The sequence below is a fragment of the Nostocoides sp. genome, assembly GCF_037045025.1.
Taxonomy (GTDB): Bacteria; Actinomycetota; Actinomycetes; order Actinomycetales; family Dermatophilaceae; genus Nostocoides_A.
In genome coordinates this window covers 237047-258150 of the sequence record NZ_JBAOHM010000009.1, presented here as the reverse complement: position 1 = coordinate 258150, position 21104 = coordinate 237047, and the positions used below count along the sequence as shown (strand labels likewise).

The window sequence follows — 21104 nt, the reverse complement described above, 5'->3', positions numbered from 1 at the left end:
CGGCTCAGCCGGCGTGGGTGCCGGCGGAGCGGAGGTTCTCGCAGGCCTCGACGACGCGCTTGGCCATCGCGGCCTCGGCCTCCTTGCCCCAGGCGCGCGGGTCGTACTGCTTCTTGTTGCCGACCTCGCTGTCGACCTTGAGGACGCCGTCGTAGTTGGACATCATCCAGCCGGCGACTGGGCGGGTGAAGGCGTACTGCGTGTCGGTGTCGACGTTCATCTTGACGACGCCATAGTCGACCGCCGCCGAGATCTCCTCCGGCAGCGAGCCCGAACCGCCGTGGAAGACAAGGTGGAATGGCTTGGCGCCGGCGGCCAGCCCGAGCTGGGCAGTGGCGGCATCCTGCGCGGCCTTGAGAACGTCGGGGCGCAGCACGACGTTGCCCGGCTTGTAGACGCCGTGGACATTACCGAAGGTCAACGCGGTCATGTAGTAGCCCTTCTCGCCCGCACCAAGCGCCTTGACCGTGGCGATCGCGTCCTCGGGGGTGGAGTAGAGCTTGTCGTTGATCTCGTTGTCGACGCCGTCTTCCTCGCCGCCGACGACGCCGACCTCGATCTCGAGGATGATCTTGGCCTTTTGGCACTTCTCCAGCAGTTCCTGGGCGATCTGCAGGTTCTCGTCCAGCGGCACCGCCGAGCCGTCCCACATGTGCGACTGGAAGATCGGCAGGCCACCAGCGTCGACCCGCTCCTGGGACAGCGCGATGAGCGGCCGGACAAAGTCGTCGAGCTTGTTCTTGGGGCAGTGGTCGGTGTGCAGCGCGATGTTGACCGGGTAGTTCTTGGCCACCACTTCCGCGAACGCGGCAAGGGCCGTCGCGCCGGTCACCATGTTCTTGATGTTTGACCCGGAGCCGTATTCCGCACCGCCGGTCGAGACCTGGATGATGCCGTCGCTGCCGGCCTCGGCGAAGCCGCGGATGGCCGCGTTGATCGTCTGGCTGGACGTGATGTTGATGGCCGGATAGGCGAACGAGCCGTTCTTGGCCCGGTCCAGCATGTCGGCGTAGACCTCGGGGGTGGCGATAGGCACGATGTGCTCCTTTTCAGGCCGGTGACGGAAGTGACTGCTTCCTCCTCGATCCTTCCACGCCCGGCCTGCGCAGCCGCGCCTGTCTCACCCCGCATCGCGGCCTCGCCGCAATCGTCCAGTCTGTAAGACATGACCGCCCGGGATGAGACGGCACGATGGGCGCAGGTGCTCGAGGACTTCGTCGTCGACAGGGGCGACGCCCGTCGACGATCTGCGTGACGGCCCCGACTCGGGCGATTTCCGTACCGCGATCCTTCCCTAGGCCGAAGTTGCGAGTGGTTTGAGGGCTGATCCCCGTTTTGACCTGCAGTGATGCGGCTTCTAACCCCTCGGTGTGTCGTCACTAAAGTGGATCGATCGATCCGGCACGGTGTGATATTTTGGCGGTATGGCGAAACGTGGTGGAGCGGTTCATGTGACCACGCACCGTCGTCACTATGTTGGTAAGGACGGGGTGGCCCGGGACTACGAGACCCACCTGTTGCGGCGTTCCTGGCGGGAGAACGGCAAGGTGCGCAACGAGACGGTCGCGAACCTCTCCCACCTGCCGGCCGAGCTGATCGAGGTGATCCGGGCCTGCCTGGCCGGGCAGGCGTTCATCCCGGCCGACCAGGCCGCCAGGCAAGGTGCGCAACGAGACGGTCGCGAACCTCTCCACCTGCCGGCCGAGCTGATCGAGGTGATCCGGGCCTGCCTGGCCGGGCAGGCGTTCATCCCGGCCGACCAGGCCGCCACCATCACCCGCTCCCTGCCGCACGGGCATGTGGCCGCGGTGTGGGCCCAAGCCCGGGCCCTGGGCCTACCCGGGCTACTCGGGCCGCCCGGGCGGGCCCGGGACCTGGCGATGGGGCTGATCATCGCCCGAGTGCTGGCACCCGGCTCGAAGCTGGCGACCATCTCCTGGTGGGCCGACACCACCCTGGGCGTCGACCTCGACCTGGCCGGTGCCTCCACCGACGAGGTCTACGCGGCGATGGACTGGCTACTCGGGCGCCAGGACGCGATCGAGAAGCAGCTGGCCCGGCGCCACCTGGCCGCCGACGCCAACCCCGCCCGGATGGCGCTGTTCGACCTATCGTCCTCGTGGATGGAAGGCAGCCACTGCCCACTGGCCCGGCGCGGCTACTCCCGCGACGGGAAGAAGAACCGCACCCAGATCGAGTACGGGCTGCTGACCGACCCGGCCGGTCGCCCGGTCGCGATCCGGGTCTTCCCCGGCAACACCGCCGACCCCACCGCGTTCATCGAGGCCGTCACCCTGGTGCGGGACACCTTCAAACTCACCGAGATGGTCATGGTCGGCGACCGCGGCATGATCACCACCGCCCGGATCACCGCGATCCGCCACACCAACACCGACCCGGCCACCCGAGCCGACCTCGGCTGGATCACCGCGCTCCGCGCCCCCGCGATCAAAACCCTTGCCGCCGAGGGCGGCCCGCTTCAACCAACCCTGTTCGATGAACACAACCTGGCCGAAATCAGCCACCCCGACTACCCCGGGGAACGGCTGATCGCCTGCCGCAACCCGTTCCTGGCCACCGAACGCGCCCGCAAACGCGAGGACCTGCTCACCGCCACCGAAACCGCCCTGGCCCCCACCCAGCGAGCAGTGGCCGAGGGCCGGCTAGCCGGCGCCGACACGATCGGCCTGCGGGTCGGCAAACTCCTCAACAAATACCCGATGGCCAAACACTTCGACCTGACCATCACCGACACCACCGTGGTGATCACCCGCAAAACCAGCCAGATCGCCGCCGAAGCCGCCCTCGACGGCATCTACGTGCTACGCACCCCAACGCCCGCCGAGACCCTCACCCCCGCCAGCATCGTCCAGGCCTACAAAAACCTCGCCCACGTCGAACGCGACTTCCGCAGCATCAAAGCCACCGACCTCGACCTGCGCCCGATCTACCACCGCCTCGAAGACCGCGTCCGCGCCCACGTCCTGATTGTGATGCCCGCCGCCTACCTGACCTGGCACCTACGCGCCACCCTAGCCCCCCTGACCTACACCGACGAACACCCGCCAACACCCGCCGACCCGGTCGCCCCCGCCCACCGCTCCCCAGCCGCGGACCGCAAAGCCTCCCGACACACCGACGACCACGACCAGCCCGTGCGGTCCTTCCCGGCCCTGCTCAAACACCTCGCCACCCTGACCCGCAACGACCTGCGCTACGGCACCGACCACACCACACCCCTCGTGCCCACCCTGGCCGAACCCACCCCCACCCAACGCCACACCTTCGCCCTCCTAAACGCCCCCATCCCCCTAACCATCAACGGCAAGTAGACAGAACCACCAACACCCAAACCAGCGAACCCCCTGCCCAGCAGGGGGTTCGCCACGTCAACCAGCCGTAACTTCGGCCTAGGCATCGAGCGCTCTGCGCGCGGCGCTCGGTCAGTCCGCAAAAGCCTTGGCGATCGCGATCATTCGCGCGCGGAAGTTGTCGGACGCCGGGGCGAACTCCGCTGCCCAGACCGCGTTGAGGACCACCCGGACGAAGGTCCAGTGTGTCACTCGCTCCGGGTCGAGACCGGCAACCTCGGCGACGATGTCGGCGCGCAGGCGCACATGGGCCCGTACGCTGAGCGCCGCGGCCGCGGCGTCGGCGCGATTCCAGACGACGGGGGCCACGGCATACGCCCATTCTCCCGAGACCGGCTTGGGATCGATGGCGAGCCACTCGCCGCGTGCCGGGTCAAGCGGCGCAAGGACATTCATGTCGTGCAGGTCCTCGTGCACCAGGCGTCCGTCCACGCCGCCGCGGAGCAGCTGGGTCAGCGTGGCGGCGGCCTGATCGGTCAGTCGCCGCGGCACGAGCGGGGTGCCGTCGGCGAGTTGACTCAGCGAGCGGGCCGCCTTCTCCGACACCCGCCGGAACTGCGGCCCGGCGGGCCGGTCGAGGTGAGTGAACAACTCGCCGATCACTTCGCACGCCTGCATGATCGGCACGCTGGTCAACTTACGTTCGCTGTCGAGCCGCTCGAGCAGCAGCACGTATGCCGCGGGGTCGGCCGCGACCAGCCGCACCGCGCCGCCGCCGTCCCACAGCCGCAGCGCGAGATGCTCCAGGCGCGCCTCGTCATGCGGCCAGGTGAGCTTGAGCACCAGTGGCTCGCCCCCGCGGCGCACCGGGATCGCGAGCGCACATTGGCCGTGCCGCACCGGGCCGTCGATGACCAGATCCCAGCGGTGCAGGTGCTCCTCGACCAGCCGCGGGAGGGTGCGCAACCAGTCGTCCCCGCTGACGTCCGGCTCGGGGTCACGCCCGGCGACCAGAGCGCGGAACGACTCGGGAATCGGCGGCGCAGGCACCGCCAGAACCTATCCGGCGAGGACCCCGTAGCCGAAGCCGTCCACCTCCAAAGACGCATCCGTCACGGTGACCCCCGACCCCCAGAGCACCCGCATGCCGCGCGCCTCGGGCACCGTCAACGAAGCGGGCTGGCGGCGGGGATTGACCACGACGAGATGGCTCTCGCCGCGCAGCCACGCGAACGGATACCCCTCGTGCACAACCCGAGTCGGCGCGTGTCCCTGCAGCTCGGGCGTGGCCCGCCGCAGCGCGAGCAGTTCGCGCACGAGGGTCAGCGTCGATCCGGGCACGCCGTGCTGGGCGGCCACCGTGGGCCGGCCGGGGTCAGGGTCGACCGGCAGATACAGGGACTGTGCGAGGGCGGTGGAGAACCCGGCGTTGGGGGTGTGGTCCCACTGCATCGGGGTCCGTGCCCCCGCCCGGTTGTATGCCGGATTGCAGATCGCCCCCTCGACATTCGGCATACCCGGCAGGTAGCGCATGCCGATCTCGTCGCCGTAATAGAGGCTCGGGATGCTTCCCCAGGTGAACAGGAAGGTGAACGCCGCGCCGAGCTGCTCGGGCGTGCGCGCGCCGCACCGCAACCGGTCGTAGTCGTGGTCGGCGCTGGCGAGCACGACCGGCCGGTCGTGCTCGGTGGAGCGCAGCCACGACCACGAGGAGAGGAACACATCAGTCGATCCGGCTCCGGCAGAGTCGAAAAACGGCTCCCGTGGCGTGTGCCACGGCAAGGCGCCGGCGCCGTGATTGTCGAAGAGGCTCGCGTGCGGCGCGTGGATGACCAGCTCGAAGTCCGCGTCGAAGGAGAAGCCGCCCTCGACGCGCGGCTCGTCACCTTCGGGAATCAACACGGCCTCGGGGTATGCCGTATCCAGCCACTCCCGGATCTCTCGCCAGACGGCCGCCGAGGCGCGGCGCCCGTCCAGCAGGTTCTCGTCCTTGACGAGCGAGAAGGCCATGTCCACCCGGAACCCGGCAACGCCGCGAGTAAGCCAGAAGTCGAGGATCTCGCGCAGCGCAGCCCGATTGCGCGCCGGTCCGGGCGCGTCGACGCCGTCGCGCCACGGCTGTCCCGGATCGGTCCGGATCCAGCCGAAGTTGAGCGCCGGCTGCGCGTCATAGAAGTTCTTCAGATACCAACCCGGCCGTGGCCCAGGCGATTTCACCCAGGCCGGTATGCCGGGCAGATCGATCCCCCAGCCCGCCCCAGGATCCTGGTGGGTCCAGATGTAGCGGTCCCCGTCGGCACTCGGCCCGTCCGCCGCCAGCTCCTCCTGGAACCACGGATGCTCGGTGGAGGTGTGCCCGACGACCAGATCGAGCAGGACCCGGATGCCGCGCTCCCCGGCCTTCTCGACCAACTCGAGCAAGTCGTCGTTGGTGCCATAGCGGGGCGCGACGCGCAGATAGTCGGCCACGTCGTAGCCGGCGTCAACGAACGGCGACACGAAGCACGGGTTGAACCAGATCGCGTCGACGCCGAGGGAGGCGATGTAGTCGAGCTTGCCGATCACCCCGCGCAGGTCGCCGATCCCGTCACCGTCGCTGTCGGCATACGACTGTGGATATACCTGATAGACGACGGCATCTCGAAGCCACGCGGCGCTCATACCGCCCATCTTGCCTGGCGGGGATCGCAGTTCGAGAAAACGCGGCTTTCGCCCGGCCGCTATCGACGTTTGGTTCGACCTACATCGGCTTGTTCACGCTCAACGTGAAGCGGCCCTTGTCGATGGTCATACACCGACTCAGCCGTGGTTGCTCGGTGGTGGCATATGGCTGCGTCCGCTCGTCGTGTCTTCGGACTCGAAGCTGGTTGTTCCAGTGGGCACGCTCCGATCGAAGGCGGGGATGGGCGTGCCTTTCCCATCCGACCGGCGCCAACGGCCTGCGAAACCAGTGTGCTTCACTTCGAGTACAAGGGCGCCGCCAAACACTCCTCGGGGTGCGGTTCATAATCGCGGCACACGTCAGCAATAGTATCGCTGATAGTTGAGGGATTGCACTGCGGCGTGCTCAAAGTAGTCTGCCCAACCGGCCGTGACTACGCGGTAGGTGTAGGTGCCGATGCCGTGGCAGTAGTATCCCACATCCTTTTCGAGCCAAGCCTAGCCTAGCCTTGGTTGTGTAGCTTTCAAAGGCGCTCTTGGCTCATCGTCTGCCAGCGCCGACGCGCCCGCGCTTCCGTTGGTCGCAAGCAATCCCGCGACGGTCACCGTGACTAAACCGGCCATCTTGCTCGAACGCCTAGACACAGCTCAAATCACCCCTGACTGAGTTGCTCCGGCCACGTACCGGAGTAGTCCGCGTACCCACGGTACAACCGGGCTTTGGCTCCCGCAACCGCTCCGCGGATCACGCCTCCGAGCCAGATTCCAGTTGCCCCACCATTTACCCCGAGTAACTAATCACGACGCTACAGATAACTGGGGTAGTCCGGGGCGAGAGCGCTCCCACATTTCTCGGTTGCTTGCGGCCGTGGAAACGCTTACCTACCCTCTCTTGCATGGACCGCCCCAAGCCGAGCGCCTTGTCGGCCCGGCCCGACGACAGCCTGTTGCGACGGGACATCCGACGGCTTGGCGAATTGCTCGGCCAGACCCTCGTGCGCCAGGAGGGCCCCGAGCTGCTGCGGGCCGTCGAGGACGTGCGGGGGCTCACCAAACGAGCCCAGAGCGGGAATGGCGCCGCCGCCCGCGACCTGGCCACCCGGCTCGCAGGAATCGACCTGCCGTTAGCCAGCCTGTTGGTGCGCGCCTTTGCGACCTACTTCCAGCTGGCAAATATTGCCGAGCAGGTCGACCGGGCAGCCCGCTTGGCACAGCGCCCCGACGACGCCGATTGGCTGTCAGCCGCGATGGATCGGATCGTCGCGGCCCGCGGTGCACCGGCACTGACGACCGCGCTCAGCCGGTTGAGCGTTCGCCCGGTCTTCACCGCCCACCCGACCGCGGCGAGCCGGCGCACCGCATTGATCAAGCTGCGCCAGGTCGCCGACGCGCTGATCGCGTTCCGCGCGAACCCGAGCCCCCGCACCGAGCGGGCTCGCGACCGCCGCCTGGCCGAGATCATCGAGTCGATGTGGCAGAGCGACGACCTACGCGTCGATCAGCCGACGGTCGCGGATGAGGCCCGAAACATGCTGTTCTTCATGGAGGGCCTCCTCGAAGAGACTGTTCCGCAACTGCTTTCCTACATGGCCGATGAGGCAAGCCGGCGCGGCGCCTTCCTTCCCGCGACCGCGCGGCCGCTCATCTTCGGCAACTGGATCGGCGGGGACCGCGACGGCAACCCCAATGTCGCCGCCCAGACCACCCTCGACGTGCTCGTGATGCAACACGCCATCGCCATCCGCGGGATGATCGAGCTGATCGACACCGGCGTCGATGAGATCTCCATGTCCACCAAGCTGGTCGACGTCACGCCCGAACTCACCGCCAGTCTGGAGCACGACCTGCGCACACTCGCCATCGAAGACCGCATTCGCCGGCTCAACGTGCAGGAACCCTACCGGCTCAAACTCAGCTGCATCCGCCGACGGCTGCTCAACACCCGCGACCGGATCGCCGCGCGGGCCGAGCCCCGCCCGGGCCAGGACTACCTCGGCCGGGATGACCTGCTGGCCGATCTCCTCCTCGTCCGCGATTCCCTCCTGGCCAACCGCGGCGAGCTGGTCGCCGCCGGCTCCCTCGAGCAATTGATCCGCACGGCAAGCGCATTCGGGCCGGAGCTAGCCACGATGGACATTCGCGAGCATGCCGAGGCCCACCACCACGTGCTCGCGCAACTGGCCGACCGGGTCAGCGGCGAGTCTGGGCAGTATGCCGCATACGCGCGCGAGCAGCGCCTGGCCTGGCTCGCCGAGGAACTCGCCGGCCGCCGGCCCCTCGGCCCCTATCCCCCGCCCCTGGATGCCGACGCTCGACGCACCTTCGAGACCTTCGTCGCGATCCGCACGGCCCAACGCTGGTTCGGCCCGCAGGTGATCGAGAGCTACATCGTCTCGATGACCCAGGGTCCGGACGATCTGCTCGCCCCGGCGATCATCGCGCGCGAAGCCGGCCTGATCGATCTCGCGGCCGGCTCCGGGAACCCGCCGCGGGCGGACATCGGCTTCGTCCCGCTCCTGGAGACGGTGGCGGAATTGCGCAGCGCTGGCGAGATCCTGGACCGTCTGCTGAGCATCCCGGCATACCGCGCGATTGTCGACGCCCGCGACGGAGTCCAGGAGGTCATGCTCGGCTATTCCGATTCCAACAAGGACGCGGGAATAACGACCAGCCAGTGGGAGATCCACCGGGCTCAACGGGTTTTGCGCGACACTGCCGCCAAACACGCTGTGCAACTGCGGCTTTTTCATGGCCGCGGGGGAAGCGTTGGTCGCGGCGGCGGCCCCACGCACGCGGCCATCCTCGCCCAGCCGTGGGGGACGCTCTCGGGGCAGATCAAGGTGACCGAGCAGGGCGAGGTCATCTCGGACAAGTATCTCTTGCCCGCGCTCGCCCGGGAGAACCTCGAGCTGACGATCGCTGCCGCACTGGAGGCGAGCGCGCTGAATACGACCTCTCGGGTCGCCAGCGACGATCTCGCCGCCTGGGATGCGACGATGACCACGATCAGCGACGCGGCGTTCGCGGCATACCGCGAGCTCATCGAGCATCCCCAGCTGCCAACGTATTTTGCCCAGTCCACTCCCGTCGAGCAACTCGGCGCCCTCAAGATCGGCTCGCGCCCCGCCAAACGCCCCGACAGCGGGCAGGGCTTGGCGGGCCTGCGCGCCATCCCGTGGGTGTTCGGCTGGACTCAGTCCCGCCAGATCGTGCCGGGCTGGTTCGGCGTGGGCACCGGATTGCACGCCGCCATCGAGGCCGGCAAGGGCGAGCAGCTGCAGGCGATGTATGCGGGCTGGCATTTCTTCCGCACTTTCGTCGCCAATGTCGAGATGATGTGCACGAAGACGCGGCTCGACATCGCCGAGCATTATGTGGTCTCGCTCGTGGACCCGGAGTTGCATCCGCTTTTCCAAAGGATCACGCAGGAGTATGCCCGCACGGTCGCCGCTGTCCTCACAATCACCGGAGAAGCTGAACTGCTGCAAGCCAATCCGACGTTGAAGCGTACGCTGGAAGTCCGCGACCGCTATCTCGACCCGATCAGCTACCTCCAGGTGTCGATGCTCGCTCGCATGCGTGCCGGAGACGCCGACCCCCAACTGCAACGGACGTTGCTGCTGGCCGTCAACGGCGTCGCGGCCGGTCTGCGCAACACCGGGTGACGATCAGCCTTTGGCGGCAGCCGCCATCAGCCGCGGTATGCCGGTCGGCCCGAGCGCCGAGCCTGCGGCGAGCACTCCGCCCATCATCGCACCGACGATCCCCAGCGCCATCGCGTCGGCGCCGGCCAGGTAGAGTCCTGGCATCACCGTTGCTGGGAACATCTTGTGCCGGAATCGATCCGGCGTCCCGGCCAGATCGGCGAAGCTGCCCGATCGATATCCCGCGAAGTTGTCGACGGTCAGTGGCGTGGACACCTCGACGTGCTCGACCAGGTCGGCGAACCCAGGCGCCTGGCGCTCGACCAGAGCAATCAACCCCGCTCCAAGACCCTTCTTGAGCATCTCGTAGTCCTCTCCGCGATTGCGCCAACGCGTTCCTGCCCAGGGCTCGAATGCCGCGACCGGGGCGGCGGTGATGATCTCGGCCGTATGCCGCGACGCCGACGGGTCCTTCAACGATGGGAACGACAAGTACCCGTAGCGCGGCTCGCCGCTGATCACCGAATCCGAGGTCGCCATGGCCTCGTGATCGAAAGTGTCAAAGTACCAGTGGTTTTCGCCACGGAAGCCCAGCCGCTCCGGCGACTCGCGGAGGCCGAGATAGGCGGTCACATTGGCCAGGCCGTGGGGATGGGAGCGTAGCGCCTCGGCTTGCGGGAGTGGTTGCCGCAGTAAGTGCTCGAAGGTCGCCCGGGCGCCGGCATCGCTGATGATGATCGGAGCGCGGATGTCCTCGACGTGGCTGTCCCGACCGCGCCTGGTGGCCACCCGAACGCCAACCGCCCGATCCTTCTCGACCAGGATCTCCTCCACCGTGCTATAGACCCGCGCATCCCCGCCGCCCTCGCGCACGATCGCCACCATCGCGTCGGTCATCGCGTCCGAGCCGCCGACGGGATACCACGCGCCGCGCAAATAGTGGTCGACGATCAGGGCGTGTTGGGCAAAGGCGGACTGCTCTGGTGGGAGCCCGTAGTCCCCCCACTGCGAAGCGAGAACCGCCCGCAGGCGGGGATCACCGACCCGGGCACGCAGGTAGTCGGCGGTCGTCGACAACCCGAGCCGTCGCGAGCGCAGCCCGAGCAGCCGCGCCGATGCGGCCAGCGGCGCGGGCAGGTTCCAGGAGACGACCTCGCGGGTGAGCCAGGAGGTCGCGCGCTTTACGTCGGTGAAATAGCTGCGAATGCTCTTGGCCTCGTGCGGAAAGCTGTCGATGAGCGCCGCGGCATACGCACGAGGGTCGGACGGAACCGACACGCTGAGATCGGGATAGTGAAAGACCTCGAAATAGTCCGGCATCGGTGCCCAGTCGACTTGGCCGCCGGTGACCAGGTCCATCACCTTGCGAGACTGCTCACCTGGACCCATGCCGCCGACGTAGTGCAGCCCGACATCCCAGTGAAATCGGTTGCGTTGAAAAGCATGGTTGAAGCCGCCGAGCTTAAAGTGCCGCTCCAGCACGAGGACTCGCTTGCCCGCTCGCCTCGTCAATAGCGAGGCCGCAGTCAGCCCGCCCATCCCCGAACCGATGACGATGGCGTCATAGTCCCGCACGTCAACTCCTTGTCTCGCCGAGACGCATCTTGACATCGTCAAGACTAACCGCGATCTAGGCAGTGTCAAGACTGCGTTATGGTGCAATCGTGAACCGGCCCTATCACCACGGCGACCTGCGCCGGGCGCTGCTCGCGGCGGCCTGGTCGTTGCTCGACGAGGGTGGCCTGGACGCCATCACGCTGCGTGCCGTCGCGCGCCGCGCGAGTGTCAGTCATGCTGCGCCGCACCATCATTTCGCCAGCAAGGCGGCCCTGGTGGAGGCGATGGTCGTCCAGGGGTTGGAGTGGTTCGCCGGCGACCTGCAGCGGGCGTGGGATGACGGCTTGAATGCCGGCCAGGACCCCCTCGCGGCCCTGCGCGACGTCGGCCTCGCCTACCTGCGCTTTGCCCGCGGCCGGCCGCACGTCTTCGCCCTCCTCAACCGTCCGGAACTGCGCCGCCCGGCGGAGGCCGACTCGCCGGACCGGGGGTCGGTGGTGGGAGCGGCTGCCGAGCAGGCCTACCTCGTGCTCGTGCGGGGGGTCGTGGCCAGTCAGCAGGCCGGTCAGATCGCGCGGGGGGATCCGGCGCCCTGGGCGCTACTGGCTTGGTCGGGCGTGCATGGCCTGGCGATGATCCTCACCGACGGCCTACTCGACGCACCCGAAGGCCTCAGCGCCGACGACGTGGCCGGCATCCTGCTCGACGGCCTCCAACACGGCCTGGCCGTCCGCCCCTGACCGCGCACCTGACGCCGAGGTCTGCGTTTTTCGCTGAGGTCGTACTACCGCTCATCAGACCTCGGCGAAAAGTGCAGACCTCGGCGATAACCTGGGTACGCGGGTGTTCCGCACGGCGGGGACCGCCTCATCGAGGGTGACTACGTGCCCAGCCAGCCGGGAAGGTCGGTGGCCAGCTCGACCGGGCGGGCCGCCGTGCCGGTCCAGTCGAAGGACTGCATCGCGCTCAGTCGATGGGAGCGAGCCACGATGGTGACCGCCGGGAGAGAGCCCTCGTTGCGCAGGTCGTGCACCTGCCCGGGCCGGATCACCCCGCTCACTCCCGGGGCGAACCGGCGGGGCAGCAAGCGACCCGCGGCGTCCGGGCGCACCTCGGTGATCTGGCCGGCGACCGCACGGAAGACTGTGGTGCTCTTGGCGTAGCTACGCAGCCGGACCCCGCAGAAGGTGCCCCACGTGGTGACGTGAACGTCGAGGTCTTCGGGGACCGGCAGTCGAACGCTGAGGCACTCGTTCCGAGGGTTGGCATCGACCAGGGATTCCCACAGGCTTGGGCAGGCTGCCACTCGCTCGACCACGTCGAGCAGCAGCGACTCCATCGACCCACCCGTCGCCGGTGCGGGGCCGAGCATCAGTTCGGCGAGCGCGGTCATCGCCGCCTCCGATCCGCCGCGTCGGCGCACGGGACACACCCATAACGAGCGACGGGCTCGGACGGCGGCACGGACATGACGGCTCCCCTGTGGTCGTGACACGTGGGCATCCCGTGAGGTCACCCACGAGAACGCGTTCCAGAGGAGAGCCAGAGACGGCCCCCGACCGGACACCAGCAACAATAACACGACGTTAGGGACCTCAAAAGGTACGGTTATGACTTGACAGCCGGGACGGCGGCCCAGGGTGGCTGGGACCGCAGCACCGACCGAGCCAGTCAGGATCCGGCGTACAACGGGCCGTCTGCCGGGCACACCGTGCCGTGGGCCGGCAGGGCACCGCTCGCGTAGTAGCGGTCATACAGCGCCGTCACGCAGGTGTTGCCGAGCGCCCCGTGGCCCCAGCCGTCCATCCGGACCAGCCGCGCGGAGTCGAAGAGCCGGGCAACCTGCTGGGCGCCGTGCCAGGGCGTCGCCGGATCGTGGGTGTTGCCGACGACGAGGATCGGGTTCGCGGTCGGCCCGCCGAACGGGCCGAGATAGCCGTCCGCCTTCGCAGCGCCGGGCCAGCCGCCACAGCCGGAGGACGCCCACGTCCAGAGGGACCCGAACCAGGGGTAGCGGGCGTCCTCCACTCGCCCCGCCTCCCACCAGGCCTCCCGCGTGCGCGGGTTGCGACTGTCGGCGCAGGCGACCCCGAAGAAGGCGTCGCCGACGACGCTCGTCCGTCGGGGGACGGGCGCATAGGGGGCCGTGGCGATCGCCGCGGCCTGGCGGCGCATTGCCTCCAGATCGACGGGCGCGGCCGGCGGCTGCGCATCTCGGGCGACGTTTTCGCGCCACAGCGTCTGATAGAAGCCGGCGAGCCCGGTGTAGTCGCTGCCGTAGAGGTTGGCCAAGGTCAGCCCGATCAGATCGGGGTAGGACATCTCCTGCCCGCCCACGGTCAGGTCACCCGCCCGGGCGATCGCCACCAACCGACGCCACTTCGCCGGCGCGTCGCCCGCGAATGAGCACGCGGGGCGGCCGACCCGATCACACTCGGCCAGCGCGGCCACCAACCCTTCGGAGGCACCGCGCGCGCTGTGCAGCCGCGTGGAAAAGGGCAGCACGGGCGGACGCTTCCAGCCGGTCGCCCAGGCCACCGGGTCGAGGACACCGTCGACCACCAGCCGGCCGACGCGGGAGGGAAACAGCGAGGCATAGGTCGAGCCGAGCTGCGTGCCATAGGAGATCCCGTAGTAGTTCAACGCGGCGTCACCAACCGCCTGACGGATCAGGTCCATGTCCCGGGCGGTGTCGGCCGTGGACATGTGATGGACGATTCGTCCCGGATTGTGGCTGCAGGCCGCCCGCTGCCATTGCGAGAAGCGCCACTGGATCGCGGCCTGGCGCTCGGTGACCGGGAACGACTGCTCCGGGTAGGCCGGTGCCGGCTCATCCGTGGTGCACGTCATCCGCGACGAGGGCCCGACGCCGCGCGGGTCGATCCCGACAACATCGAAGCGGGTGGCGACCGTCCGGCCGAGCAATTGTGCCGCCATGGGCGCGAACTCGCGCGAACTCCCACCGGGGCCCCCCGGGTTGACGAAGAGCGTGCCGAGCCGCCGCCCTTGCTCGCGCGCGGGGACCTTGAGCAGGTCGAGGATGGCCGTCGGACCCGTCGGGTCGTCGTAGTCGAGCGGCACTCGTGCCGTCGCGCACCGATAGGGATTGCCCAGGTCGAGGTCGTGGCACGGCCCCCAGCGGAGGGCTGGAACGGGCGCCACGACCTGGTCCGCGGGCGCGGGATCGGCTGCCCGGCTCGCCGTCGCCCCCAGCGACAGCATCGCGGTCAGCACAATGGCAGCCACCGCCCCACGCCGGGTCCGTCTCAATCTCACCATCACGACTCATTCCTCTCCGTATGCCGCGGTGCTGCCCGCCGCACAGCAGGAACCGGCGCGGCATACAGGAAGCACTCAGGAACGAGCACCTAACCTAGTGCGCGTGATGATCCCCTCGCTCGGCCCGGACTGGATGGACCCCGCCTGGCTGTTGGACCGGTTCGGCAATCAGTTCTTCTGGGTGAGCGCAGCGATCGTGTTCATCGAGTGCGGGCTGCTGTTCCCGATCCTTCCCGGCGACTCGCTGCTCTTTGCCGTCGGCCTCTTCATCGCCGAGGGCTCGATCGATTTCAACATCGTCACCGCCTGCCTGATCCTCACCGTCGCCGCCTTCCTCGGCAATGTCTGCGGCTACGAGATCGGTCGCGCGATCGGGACCCCGCTCTACAAGCGGCAGGGCCGCTTCATCAACCAAGCCAACTTCGACAAGACGCACGACTTCTTCAACAAGTATGGGGCCAAGGCCCTCGTCCTCGGCCGGTTCGTTCCGATCGTGCGGACGTTCATCACTGTCGTCGCCGGGGTCGGCAAGATGGAGCGGCGCCACTTCTTCGTTTGGAGCGGCGTCGGCGCGACCCTGTGGGCGTGCGGCATCACGCTGATCGGCTACTTCCTCGGCCAGAGTTTCCCGGTGTTGCGGGATCACCTGGAGGCGGCCGTGCTCCTGATCGTGCTCGTCTCGGTGATCCCGATGATCCTCGAATACCTCAAGCACCGCCGCGAGGCCAGCCACTCCCGGGTCGAGACCGGAGCCTGATCCGGCTCAGGGCGTGGTGCAGAAGCTCAGGTCGGTAATCCCGATCGCGGCGTTCCCGTGGCCCCACGCGCTGCCGCCATTGGTCAACGTGATCGACACCGTCGTGATCGGGCCGGCATACACGACGGACACGTTGTCGCTGCCGTCGGTGTCGGCGGCGTCGTATGGGGCATTCGCGTGCCATGGAGATGTCGCTGTCCCCGCGCCGAGAATGTTCCCCGCCGGGCTGGAGGTGGTCGGTGCCGGGCTGACATAGACCATGTTTTGCCAGCCCTTGTTTTGACCCTCCACGTGGTGGGTGTCGATGTCGGTCATCGTGAAGTTCAGGTCGGTCACCGGCTGGCTGAAGGTGAAGGTGACGGTCACTATGTCGTTCGGCTTAACGTTGTCGATCCCGATCCGGTAGTAGTTGCCGCTCACTCCTCCGGTGGGCCCGGCCATGACCTTTCCACTGTTGGAGCCGGGCGCGGTTCCCGAGCTGTAGCTCACCACCGGGGTAGCCGTCACCCCCGGCACGGTCGTGGCCAAGGGGGCGGTCGGCACCACGCCCGCGGCGAAGCTGTCCCAATCGAGCACGCCGCAGCGCAGCTGAGAGGCCGCCCGCACCGGGGCCGCGGCGGCCACCGCGACCACCGGAACCGTCCACGCCGCCCCCCGCGCCAGGCCGCGCCGGCTGACTTGATCCATGGCTCCCCTCCTCGGTCAGCCTACCCTCGGTAGGGTACTGTGCAGTAGGGTAGAGGCTGCGACCCGGAAAGCCGCTACCTAGCGCGTCCCCTCTTTTTCCCAACGATCCACGTTCCTGCCGGGCGAAGCGGTGGTCATCCTCCTTCTCGCGCGAGTGTCCGGCCGATGGCGCGGAAGGCGTTGATCGTCGCGACCAGCTTGTCGCCGTCCTGAGGCAGCGGCCAGGTGGAGAGCTTGACCCCGACCAGCCCGGTGGACCATTCGACAAAGACCATCTGCCCGTGGATGCCCAGGCACAGCAGGATCGGGCCATTGTCGCCCGGGACGAACCAGAACTGGTTGCGATACCACCCGCCGGGCAGGACGGGCTCGTTGACCGAGGCGGCGAAGGCCTCGCGGACGTCGACCGGCGGCGCGGCGGCGTCGCTGATCCACCAGTGCGGCAGCACCTGCCGCCCGGCGACATCGCCGTGGTCGTGCAGCATCAAGCCAAACCGGCCCAGGTCACGCAAGGTGGCCGACAGGCCCCCGTCGTGAATGGCCACGCCCAACGGGTCGGCGGTGATCTCGGCGTCGTGGAAGGCGCCGATCGGTTTCCAGACGCGCTCGCTGATCAGCTCGGACATCCGCCTTCCGGCGGCGCGCTCGACGATCCAGCCCAGGGCATCGGTCTCGATCGAGCGGTAGTCGAAGACGCCGTCGTGCGGCCGCCCGGCCGTGGTGGTCAGGATGTAGGGATACATCCCGAGGGGGTCGCCGTGGTTGCGCGGGGCCCAGCCCATCGAGCGCTCCATGACCCGCACCTCGGAGTCGGGATCGAGATAGGTCTCCCGGAAGGTGACCCCCGAGCGCATATCGAGGACCGTGCGCACGCGCGCGCCGGCATACCCGCAGCGGGCCAGTTCCGGGACGTAGGCCTCGACCGGGGCGTCCGGATCAAGCAGCCGGTCACCGGCGAGGCTGGCCGCGACGCACGCGACGATGGACTTGGTGACCGACATGACCAGGTGGCGCCGGCGCCGGCCCATCCGTCCGACATATCGCTCGTCGATGATCGCGCCGCGATGCAAGACGAGGAAGGCGTCGGTCTGGGTGCGATCGAGCAACTCCTCCACGGTTGGGGCCCAGGCCACCGGCACCTCGAGAGCCGACAGATCACTCGGCGCCTCGGGCAGCGGGCGCGGCTCGTCGGTGCCGTCGATGACCTGGCTCGGCATGAGCTCGCGCATGTGCTGGAAGGACCAGACGTGGTGCGGCTCTTCCTGCCAGTTCGCCAGGGTGACGAGGGGCGTCGGGCCGGCGAGCAGGCTGCCGGCGGTGTCGACGTGCTCCCAGGCGGTGCCGGGCTGCGGGTGGTAATAGGGGTGCTGGGTGACAGCAGGCTCGCTCACCCCTCCATCGTAGGAAGTCGCGCCGCAGCCGGCCGCGGCGCCCGCGGGATAGTCGGCTCAAGGCTGGCCTTCCGCAGCGCGCGCCACGCCCGAGCCGCGACGAGGAGTCCGGCGATACCGGCGACGACAAAGCTGAGCCGCGGTCCCAGCTGCGCGCCGGCGAAGCCCCCGAGCCCGAGCGCCAGCAAGGAGGTGGCCCGGGCCAGCCCGTTGAGCAACGCGATCGCGCGGCCACGCAGGTCGGGTGCGACCGCGCGGATGAAGACCGCGACAAGGGCGGCGTTGCTAAGGGAGTTGGCCAGCCCGAGGGCCGCGCCGAGAATGAACAGCCACCCCAACGACGGTGCGACACCGACGCCGATCTGGAGCGCCGACATGGCGGTCAAGCAGCCGACGACGACCTTGACCCGCCGGTGGTCGCTCGTGATGACGCCGCCCAGCAGCGCGCCGACGAGCGCTCCCGCCCCGGCGAGCGCCTGCCAGAACCCGAAGTCCGCGTCCGTGCCGCCCAGTTCATCCCGCACGAGGAAGACCTCGACGGCGTTCATGCTCTCCAGGGTCACGACGAAAGGCAGCAGCGCCCACAGCAAGGCCGAGGCGAGCGGGCTCGCGTGCACGGCGCGCCAGCCGTCCCGGGGCAGGAACGGCAGCCGCTCGCTTCGCCACGCCGCGACCGGAAGGACGACTCCCCGCCCGAGGCCGAGGGCTGGCGTTGCCAACACGATATAGCTCGACGCGTCGATGACGAAAACCATTGCGTCACCATGGCTTTGGACGATGACTCCCCCGAGCGCCGCGCCGATCGGCGAGGCCGCAGCATACAGGGCCTGCTGCAGGGAGGTCAACTGTCCCAAATGCTCGTCGCCGACGGCCCTGGTCAGCACGCTGGTCAGCGTCGGGTTGGTGACGGAGAACCCGAGTTGCAGCACGACTACCAGGGCGAAGGTCGCAGGCAGGGACCTCGACGTGGCCAGGCCGAGGCTGGCCAGGGCCTGCCCGAGAGCGGCGACTCCGATCAGCAGCGGCGGGTCGAGCCGGTCGGCTAGGGCCCCGGCCACCCCCATCGTCGCCACAACCGGAAGCGAGAAGCACAACAGCAGCGCGGCAACGGCATACGGACCCGCACCGGACCCGTGCACGCGCAGGGTCAGCGCGACAAAGGCCATGGCGTCGCCGACCACCGAGAGCACGAGGGCGGGCAGCGCCAGCCGGATCTCGCGAACCCCCATAATCTGAAGCATTCCCTTCATACTTATGAAAGATACGCTTCATAACTCCGCTGCGCAACTACTCTGGGGCCATGAGTACTCCCCGGACCCAACTGACCCTGACGGATCCGCGGGCACTGCGGGCGCTCGCGCATCCGGCTCGCCAGCGGGTGGTCGGCGAGCTCTACGCCGGGGAATCGCTGACGGCCACCCAGGCCGCGCGACTGTGCGGCCTGAGCCCGTCGGCGATGAGCTACCACCTACGGGCACTGGAGAAATGGGGGATCGTCCGGCGCGGGGAGTCTGAGGACGGACGCGAGCGGCCCTGGCTCTCGGCAGCCGACGACTTCACGATTCCGCCGGCGGCCTACGAGGGGATTCCGGCCGCCCTCGGAGATCAGCTGCTGGCCCTGTGGGGCGATGAGGTCGACCAGGCGCTCGCCCGGGCCGCCGGGGCCGAGGGTCGGCTGCACGAGCTGAGCACCGTTCGGCGCAGTCGGCTCTGGATCACGCCCGAGGAGGCGGCGGCCCTCAACGCCGCTATCGGCGAGGCCCTGGAGGAGTTCGGGGGGCGCACGTCGCGCGACCACCCCGAGGGCGCCGTGCCCATGGACGGCTACATCCTCCTTGTCCCCGCGGATCCCGCCGCCCTCGGCCCGGTCTGAGCCTCAGGCCGCCACCTCGTATGCCGCGTGCTCGCTCGCCGCGAGCAGCGCGGCGTAGCGCTCGCCCCGGGCACGCAGCTGGTCGTGCGTCCCGATCTCGGCCACCCGGCCGCGGTGCAGCACGGCGATCTGGTCGGCGTCGCGGATCGTCGAGAGCCGGTGGGCGATGGTGATCGTGGTCCGGCCCTCGCTGAGGTTGTCGATGGCCTGCTGAACCGCGCGCTCGGTGCGGTTGTCCAGCGCCGAGGTCGCCTCGTCGAGGATGAGCACCTTGGGATCGCGCAGGATGGTCCGGGCAATGGCGAGGCGCTGCTTCTCGCCGCCGGAGAAGCGGTGCCCGCGTGAGCCGACGACGGTGTCGAGGCCGTCCGGGAGGCGTCCGACGAGGTCGGCCACCTGGGCCGCGCCGAGCGCCGCCCACAGCTCCGCTTCGGTGGCATCGGCCTTGGCCAACAATAGATTTGCGCGGATCGTATCGTGGACGAGATAGGTCTCCTGGGTGACCACGCCGACGATCGCGGCCAGATCCTCCTCGCGCATGGCCGGCAGCGGGACGCCGTCGATCGAGACCGCCCCGTCCAAGGGATCGCGCAACCGGGCGACGAGGGAGGCGAGGGTCGACTTGCCCGAGCCGGTGTCACCGACGAGGGCCAGGCTCGACCCGGCCGGGACCACCAGCGAGACGTGAGCGACCGCGGGGGGTGCGTCCGCGGCATACGTGAAAGTCACGTCGTCGAAGCGGACCTCGCCGCGCACGGCCGTGAGGTCGACCTCGGCGGGAGACGCTGGCGCGGGCACGTCGGTGACCAGGTCGAGATAGCCGAAGATCCGGCTGAACAACGCCATCGAGCTGATCCACTGGACACCGACGTTGAGCAGCCCCATCAGCGGCCGGAAGAGCCCGGCCTGCAGTGCGGTGAAGGCGACCAGCGTGCCGATCGTCATGCCCCCGCTCGTGGCCGGGAAGCCCGCGGCCAGATAGAGCAGGGCCGGGATGGTCGCGAAGACGATGGACATCGTCGCCATCCGCCACCGCCCGGCAAGTTGCGAGCGCAGCTCGAGGTCGACGAGCTCTCCCGAGGTCGCCGCAAACCGCTCACTCGCCTGCCGGCCGGCGCCGAGGGTCTTGGTCAACAGCACACCACTCACCGAGAGGCCCTCATCGACCTGGACGTGCATGTCAGCCAACCGCTTTTGCAGTTGAGCGGTGATCTCCTGGCGAATCAGCGCAACTCGCCGGGTCAGCCAGATCGCCGGCGGCATGACGAGGAGCGAGAGCAACGACAGCCGCCAGCTCAGGGCGACCATGGCGATCGCCGTGCCGACCGCCGTGGTCAGATTGGAGGCGATCGACGTCGCGGTCGAGGTGACGACCGACTGCATCCCGCCGATGTCCTGGATGATCCGCGATTGCACTTCTCCCCCGCGGGTGCGGGTAAAAAAGCTCATCGACTGCTTCTGCAGGTGGGCAAAGACGTCGCTGCGCAGCCGGTGCATCACCCGCTGGCCGACCGTCGTGGAGATCCAGGTCTGCACGACGCCGAGTAGGGCGGTCACGATCGTGACGGCGAGCATGCCGCCCACCGCGAGCAGGAGCAGCCGGATATTGCTGTGCGGCAAGGCATCGTCGATGACCGCCTTGACGAGGAAGGGCTGGGCGAGCGCGACGACCGAGGAGATCACGATGATCCCGACGACGAGCGCCACCGGAAGCTTATGGGGCGCAAACAGCGCCAGCACACGGCGGGTGTCGACCGGGGAGAGCGCCAGTTGGGCTCGATCCCGCGGGTCGACCTTCGTGGGGGCCCGTCGGCCCCCTGCGGAGTTCATACCCTCGTTCATGGGCACGACCCTCCTTTCGCTAGGTCCACAATGGTGAGGTTACCTCAATTGTTCTAGAGGTTACCTCACTATCTGGCAACAACACAATCCCGGATGCTGTTC

General features: G+C 68.5%; 15 protein-coding genes. 5 read left to right on the top strand and 10 right to left on the bottom strand.

All coding sequences use genetic code 11. The annotated features are described in order from the left end of the window. Window positions 1-4 precede the first annotated feature (4 nt). A complete protein-coding gene (gene fbaA, locus V9G19_RS10240; RefSeq protein ID WP_462285368.1) occupies window positions 5-1036 on the bottom strand; it encodes a class II fructose-bisphosphate aldolase in 1032 nt (343 codons plus the stop codon). A gap of 415 nt (window positions 1037-1451) precedes the next feature. Between fbaA and V9G19_RS10235 the strand changes: the two genes are divergently transcribed. Beyond that, a complete protein-coding gene (locus V9G19_RS10235) occupies window positions 1452-3332 on the top strand; it encodes an IS1634 family transposase (RefSeq protein ID WP_462285367.1) in 1881 nt (626 codons plus the stop codon). A 111-nt stretch (window positions 3333-3443) separates the two neighbouring features. Here the strand turns inward: V9G19_RS10235 and V9G19_RS10230 are convergent, their stop codons facing one another. Then, on the bottom strand, window positions 3444-4361 hold the full coding sequence (locus V9G19_RS10230; protein WP_462285366.1) for an aminoglycoside phosphotransferase family protein: 918 nt from the start codon (window positions 4359-4361) through the stop codon (window positions 3444-3446). Window positions 4362-4370: 9 nt separating this feature from the next. After that, a complete protein-coding gene (locus V9G19_RS10225; RefSeq protein ID WP_462285365.1) occupies window positions 4371-5972 on the bottom strand; it encodes an alpha-amylase family glycosyl hydrolase in 1602 nt (533 codons plus the stop codon). An 896-nt stretch (window positions 5973-6868) separates the two neighbouring features. Between V9G19_RS10225 and ppc the strand changes: the two genes are divergently transcribed. Then, a complete protein-coding gene (gene ppc / locus V9G19_RS10220) occupies window positions 6869-9637 on the top strand; it encodes a phosphoenolpyruvate carboxylase (RefSeq protein ID WP_462285364.1) in 2769 nt (922 codons plus the stop codon). Between the two features lie 3 nt (window positions 9638-9640). On the opposite strand, the gene V9G19_RS10215 is transcribed toward ppc, so the two are convergent. Beyond that, a complete protein-coding gene (locus tag V9G19_RS10215; protein ID WP_462285363.1) occupies window positions 9641-11191 on the bottom strand; it encodes a phytoene desaturase family protein in 1551 nt (516 codons plus the stop codon). A gap of 89 nt (window positions 11192-11280) precedes the next feature. Here V9G19_RS10215 and V9G19_RS10210 point away from each other — a divergent pair, with 89 nt between their 5' ends. Next, window positions 11281-11913, top strand: coding sequence for a TetR/AcrR family transcriptional regulator (locus tag V9G19_RS10210; protein ID WP_462285362.1), 633 nt, complete (start codon window positions 11281-11283; stop codon window positions 11911-11913). A gap of 140 nt (window positions 11914-12053) precedes the next feature. Here the strand turns inward: V9G19_RS10210 and V9G19_RS10205 are convergent, their stop codons facing one another. Together V9G19_RS10205 and V9G19_RS10200 are read right to left on the bottom strand one after the other, a co-directional pair. Further along, window positions 12054-12566, bottom strand: a complete 513-nt coding sequence (locus V9G19_RS10205; RefSeq protein WP_462285361.1) for a cupin domain-containing protein — start codon at window positions 12564-12566, stop codon at window positions 12054-12056. Window positions 12567-12844: 278 nt separating this feature from the next. Continuing rightward, window positions 12845-14419, bottom strand: a complete 1575-nt coding sequence (locus V9G19_RS10200) for an alpha/beta hydrolase (RefSeq protein WP_462285360.1) — start codon at window positions 14417-14419, stop codon at window positions 12845-12847. Window positions 14420-14558: 139 nt separating this feature from the next. Here V9G19_RS10200 and V9G19_RS10195 point away from each other — a divergent pair, with 139 nt between their 5' ends. Further along, the gene (locus V9G19_RS10195) at window positions 14559-15209 is read left to right on the top strand and encodes a DedA family protein (RefSeq protein ID WP_462285453.1); all 651 of its coding nucleotides are present in this window, start codon (window positions 14559-14561) and stop codon (window positions 15207-15209) included. Between the two features lie 6 nt (window positions 15210-15215). On the opposite strand, the gene V9G19_RS10190 is transcribed toward V9G19_RS10195, so the two are convergent. The 3 genes from V9G19_RS10190 to V9G19_RS10180 all read right to left on the bottom strand — a co-directional run bounded on the left by V9G19_RS10190 (window position 15216) and on the right by V9G19_RS10180 (window position 18537). Continuing rightward, window positions 15216-15896: a hypothetical protein gene (locus V9G19_RS10190; protein WP_462285359.1), complete on the bottom strand. Its 681-nt coding sequence runs from the start codon at window positions 15894-15896 to the stop codon at window positions 15216-15218. A 134-nt stretch (window positions 15897-16030) separates the two neighbouring features. After that, a complete protein-coding gene (locus tag V9G19_RS10185) occupies window positions 16031-17287 on the bottom strand; it encodes a serine hydrolase domain-containing protein (RefSeq protein ID WP_462285358.1) in 1257 nt (418 codons plus the stop codon). Continuing rightward, window positions 17284-18537 (bottom strand): MFS transporter, encoded by a 1254-nt coding sequence (locus V9G19_RS10180; protein WP_462285357.1) that lies wholly within the window; start codon window positions 18535-18537, stop codon window positions 17284-17286. The genes V9G19_RS10185 and V9G19_RS10180 overlap by 4 nt, the downstream gene beginning before the upstream one ends. A 50-nt stretch (window positions 18538-18587) precedes the next feature. Between V9G19_RS10180 and V9G19_RS10175 the strand changes: the two genes are divergently transcribed. Further along, window positions 18588-19160, top strand: coding sequence for a helix-turn-helix domain-containing protein (locus V9G19_RS10175; protein WP_462285356.1), 573 nt, complete (start codon window positions 18588-18590; stop codon window positions 19158-19160). 3 nt (window positions 19161-19163) lie between these two features. Here V9G19_RS10175 and V9G19_RS10170 read toward each other — a convergent pair whose 3' ends face one another. Further along, window positions 19164-21002 (bottom strand): ABC transporter ATP-binding protein, encoded by a 1839-nt coding sequence (locus tag V9G19_RS10170; protein ID WP_462285355.1) that lies wholly within the window; start codon window positions 21000-21002, stop codon window positions 19164-19166. Window positions 21003-21104: the final 102 nt, after the last annotated feature.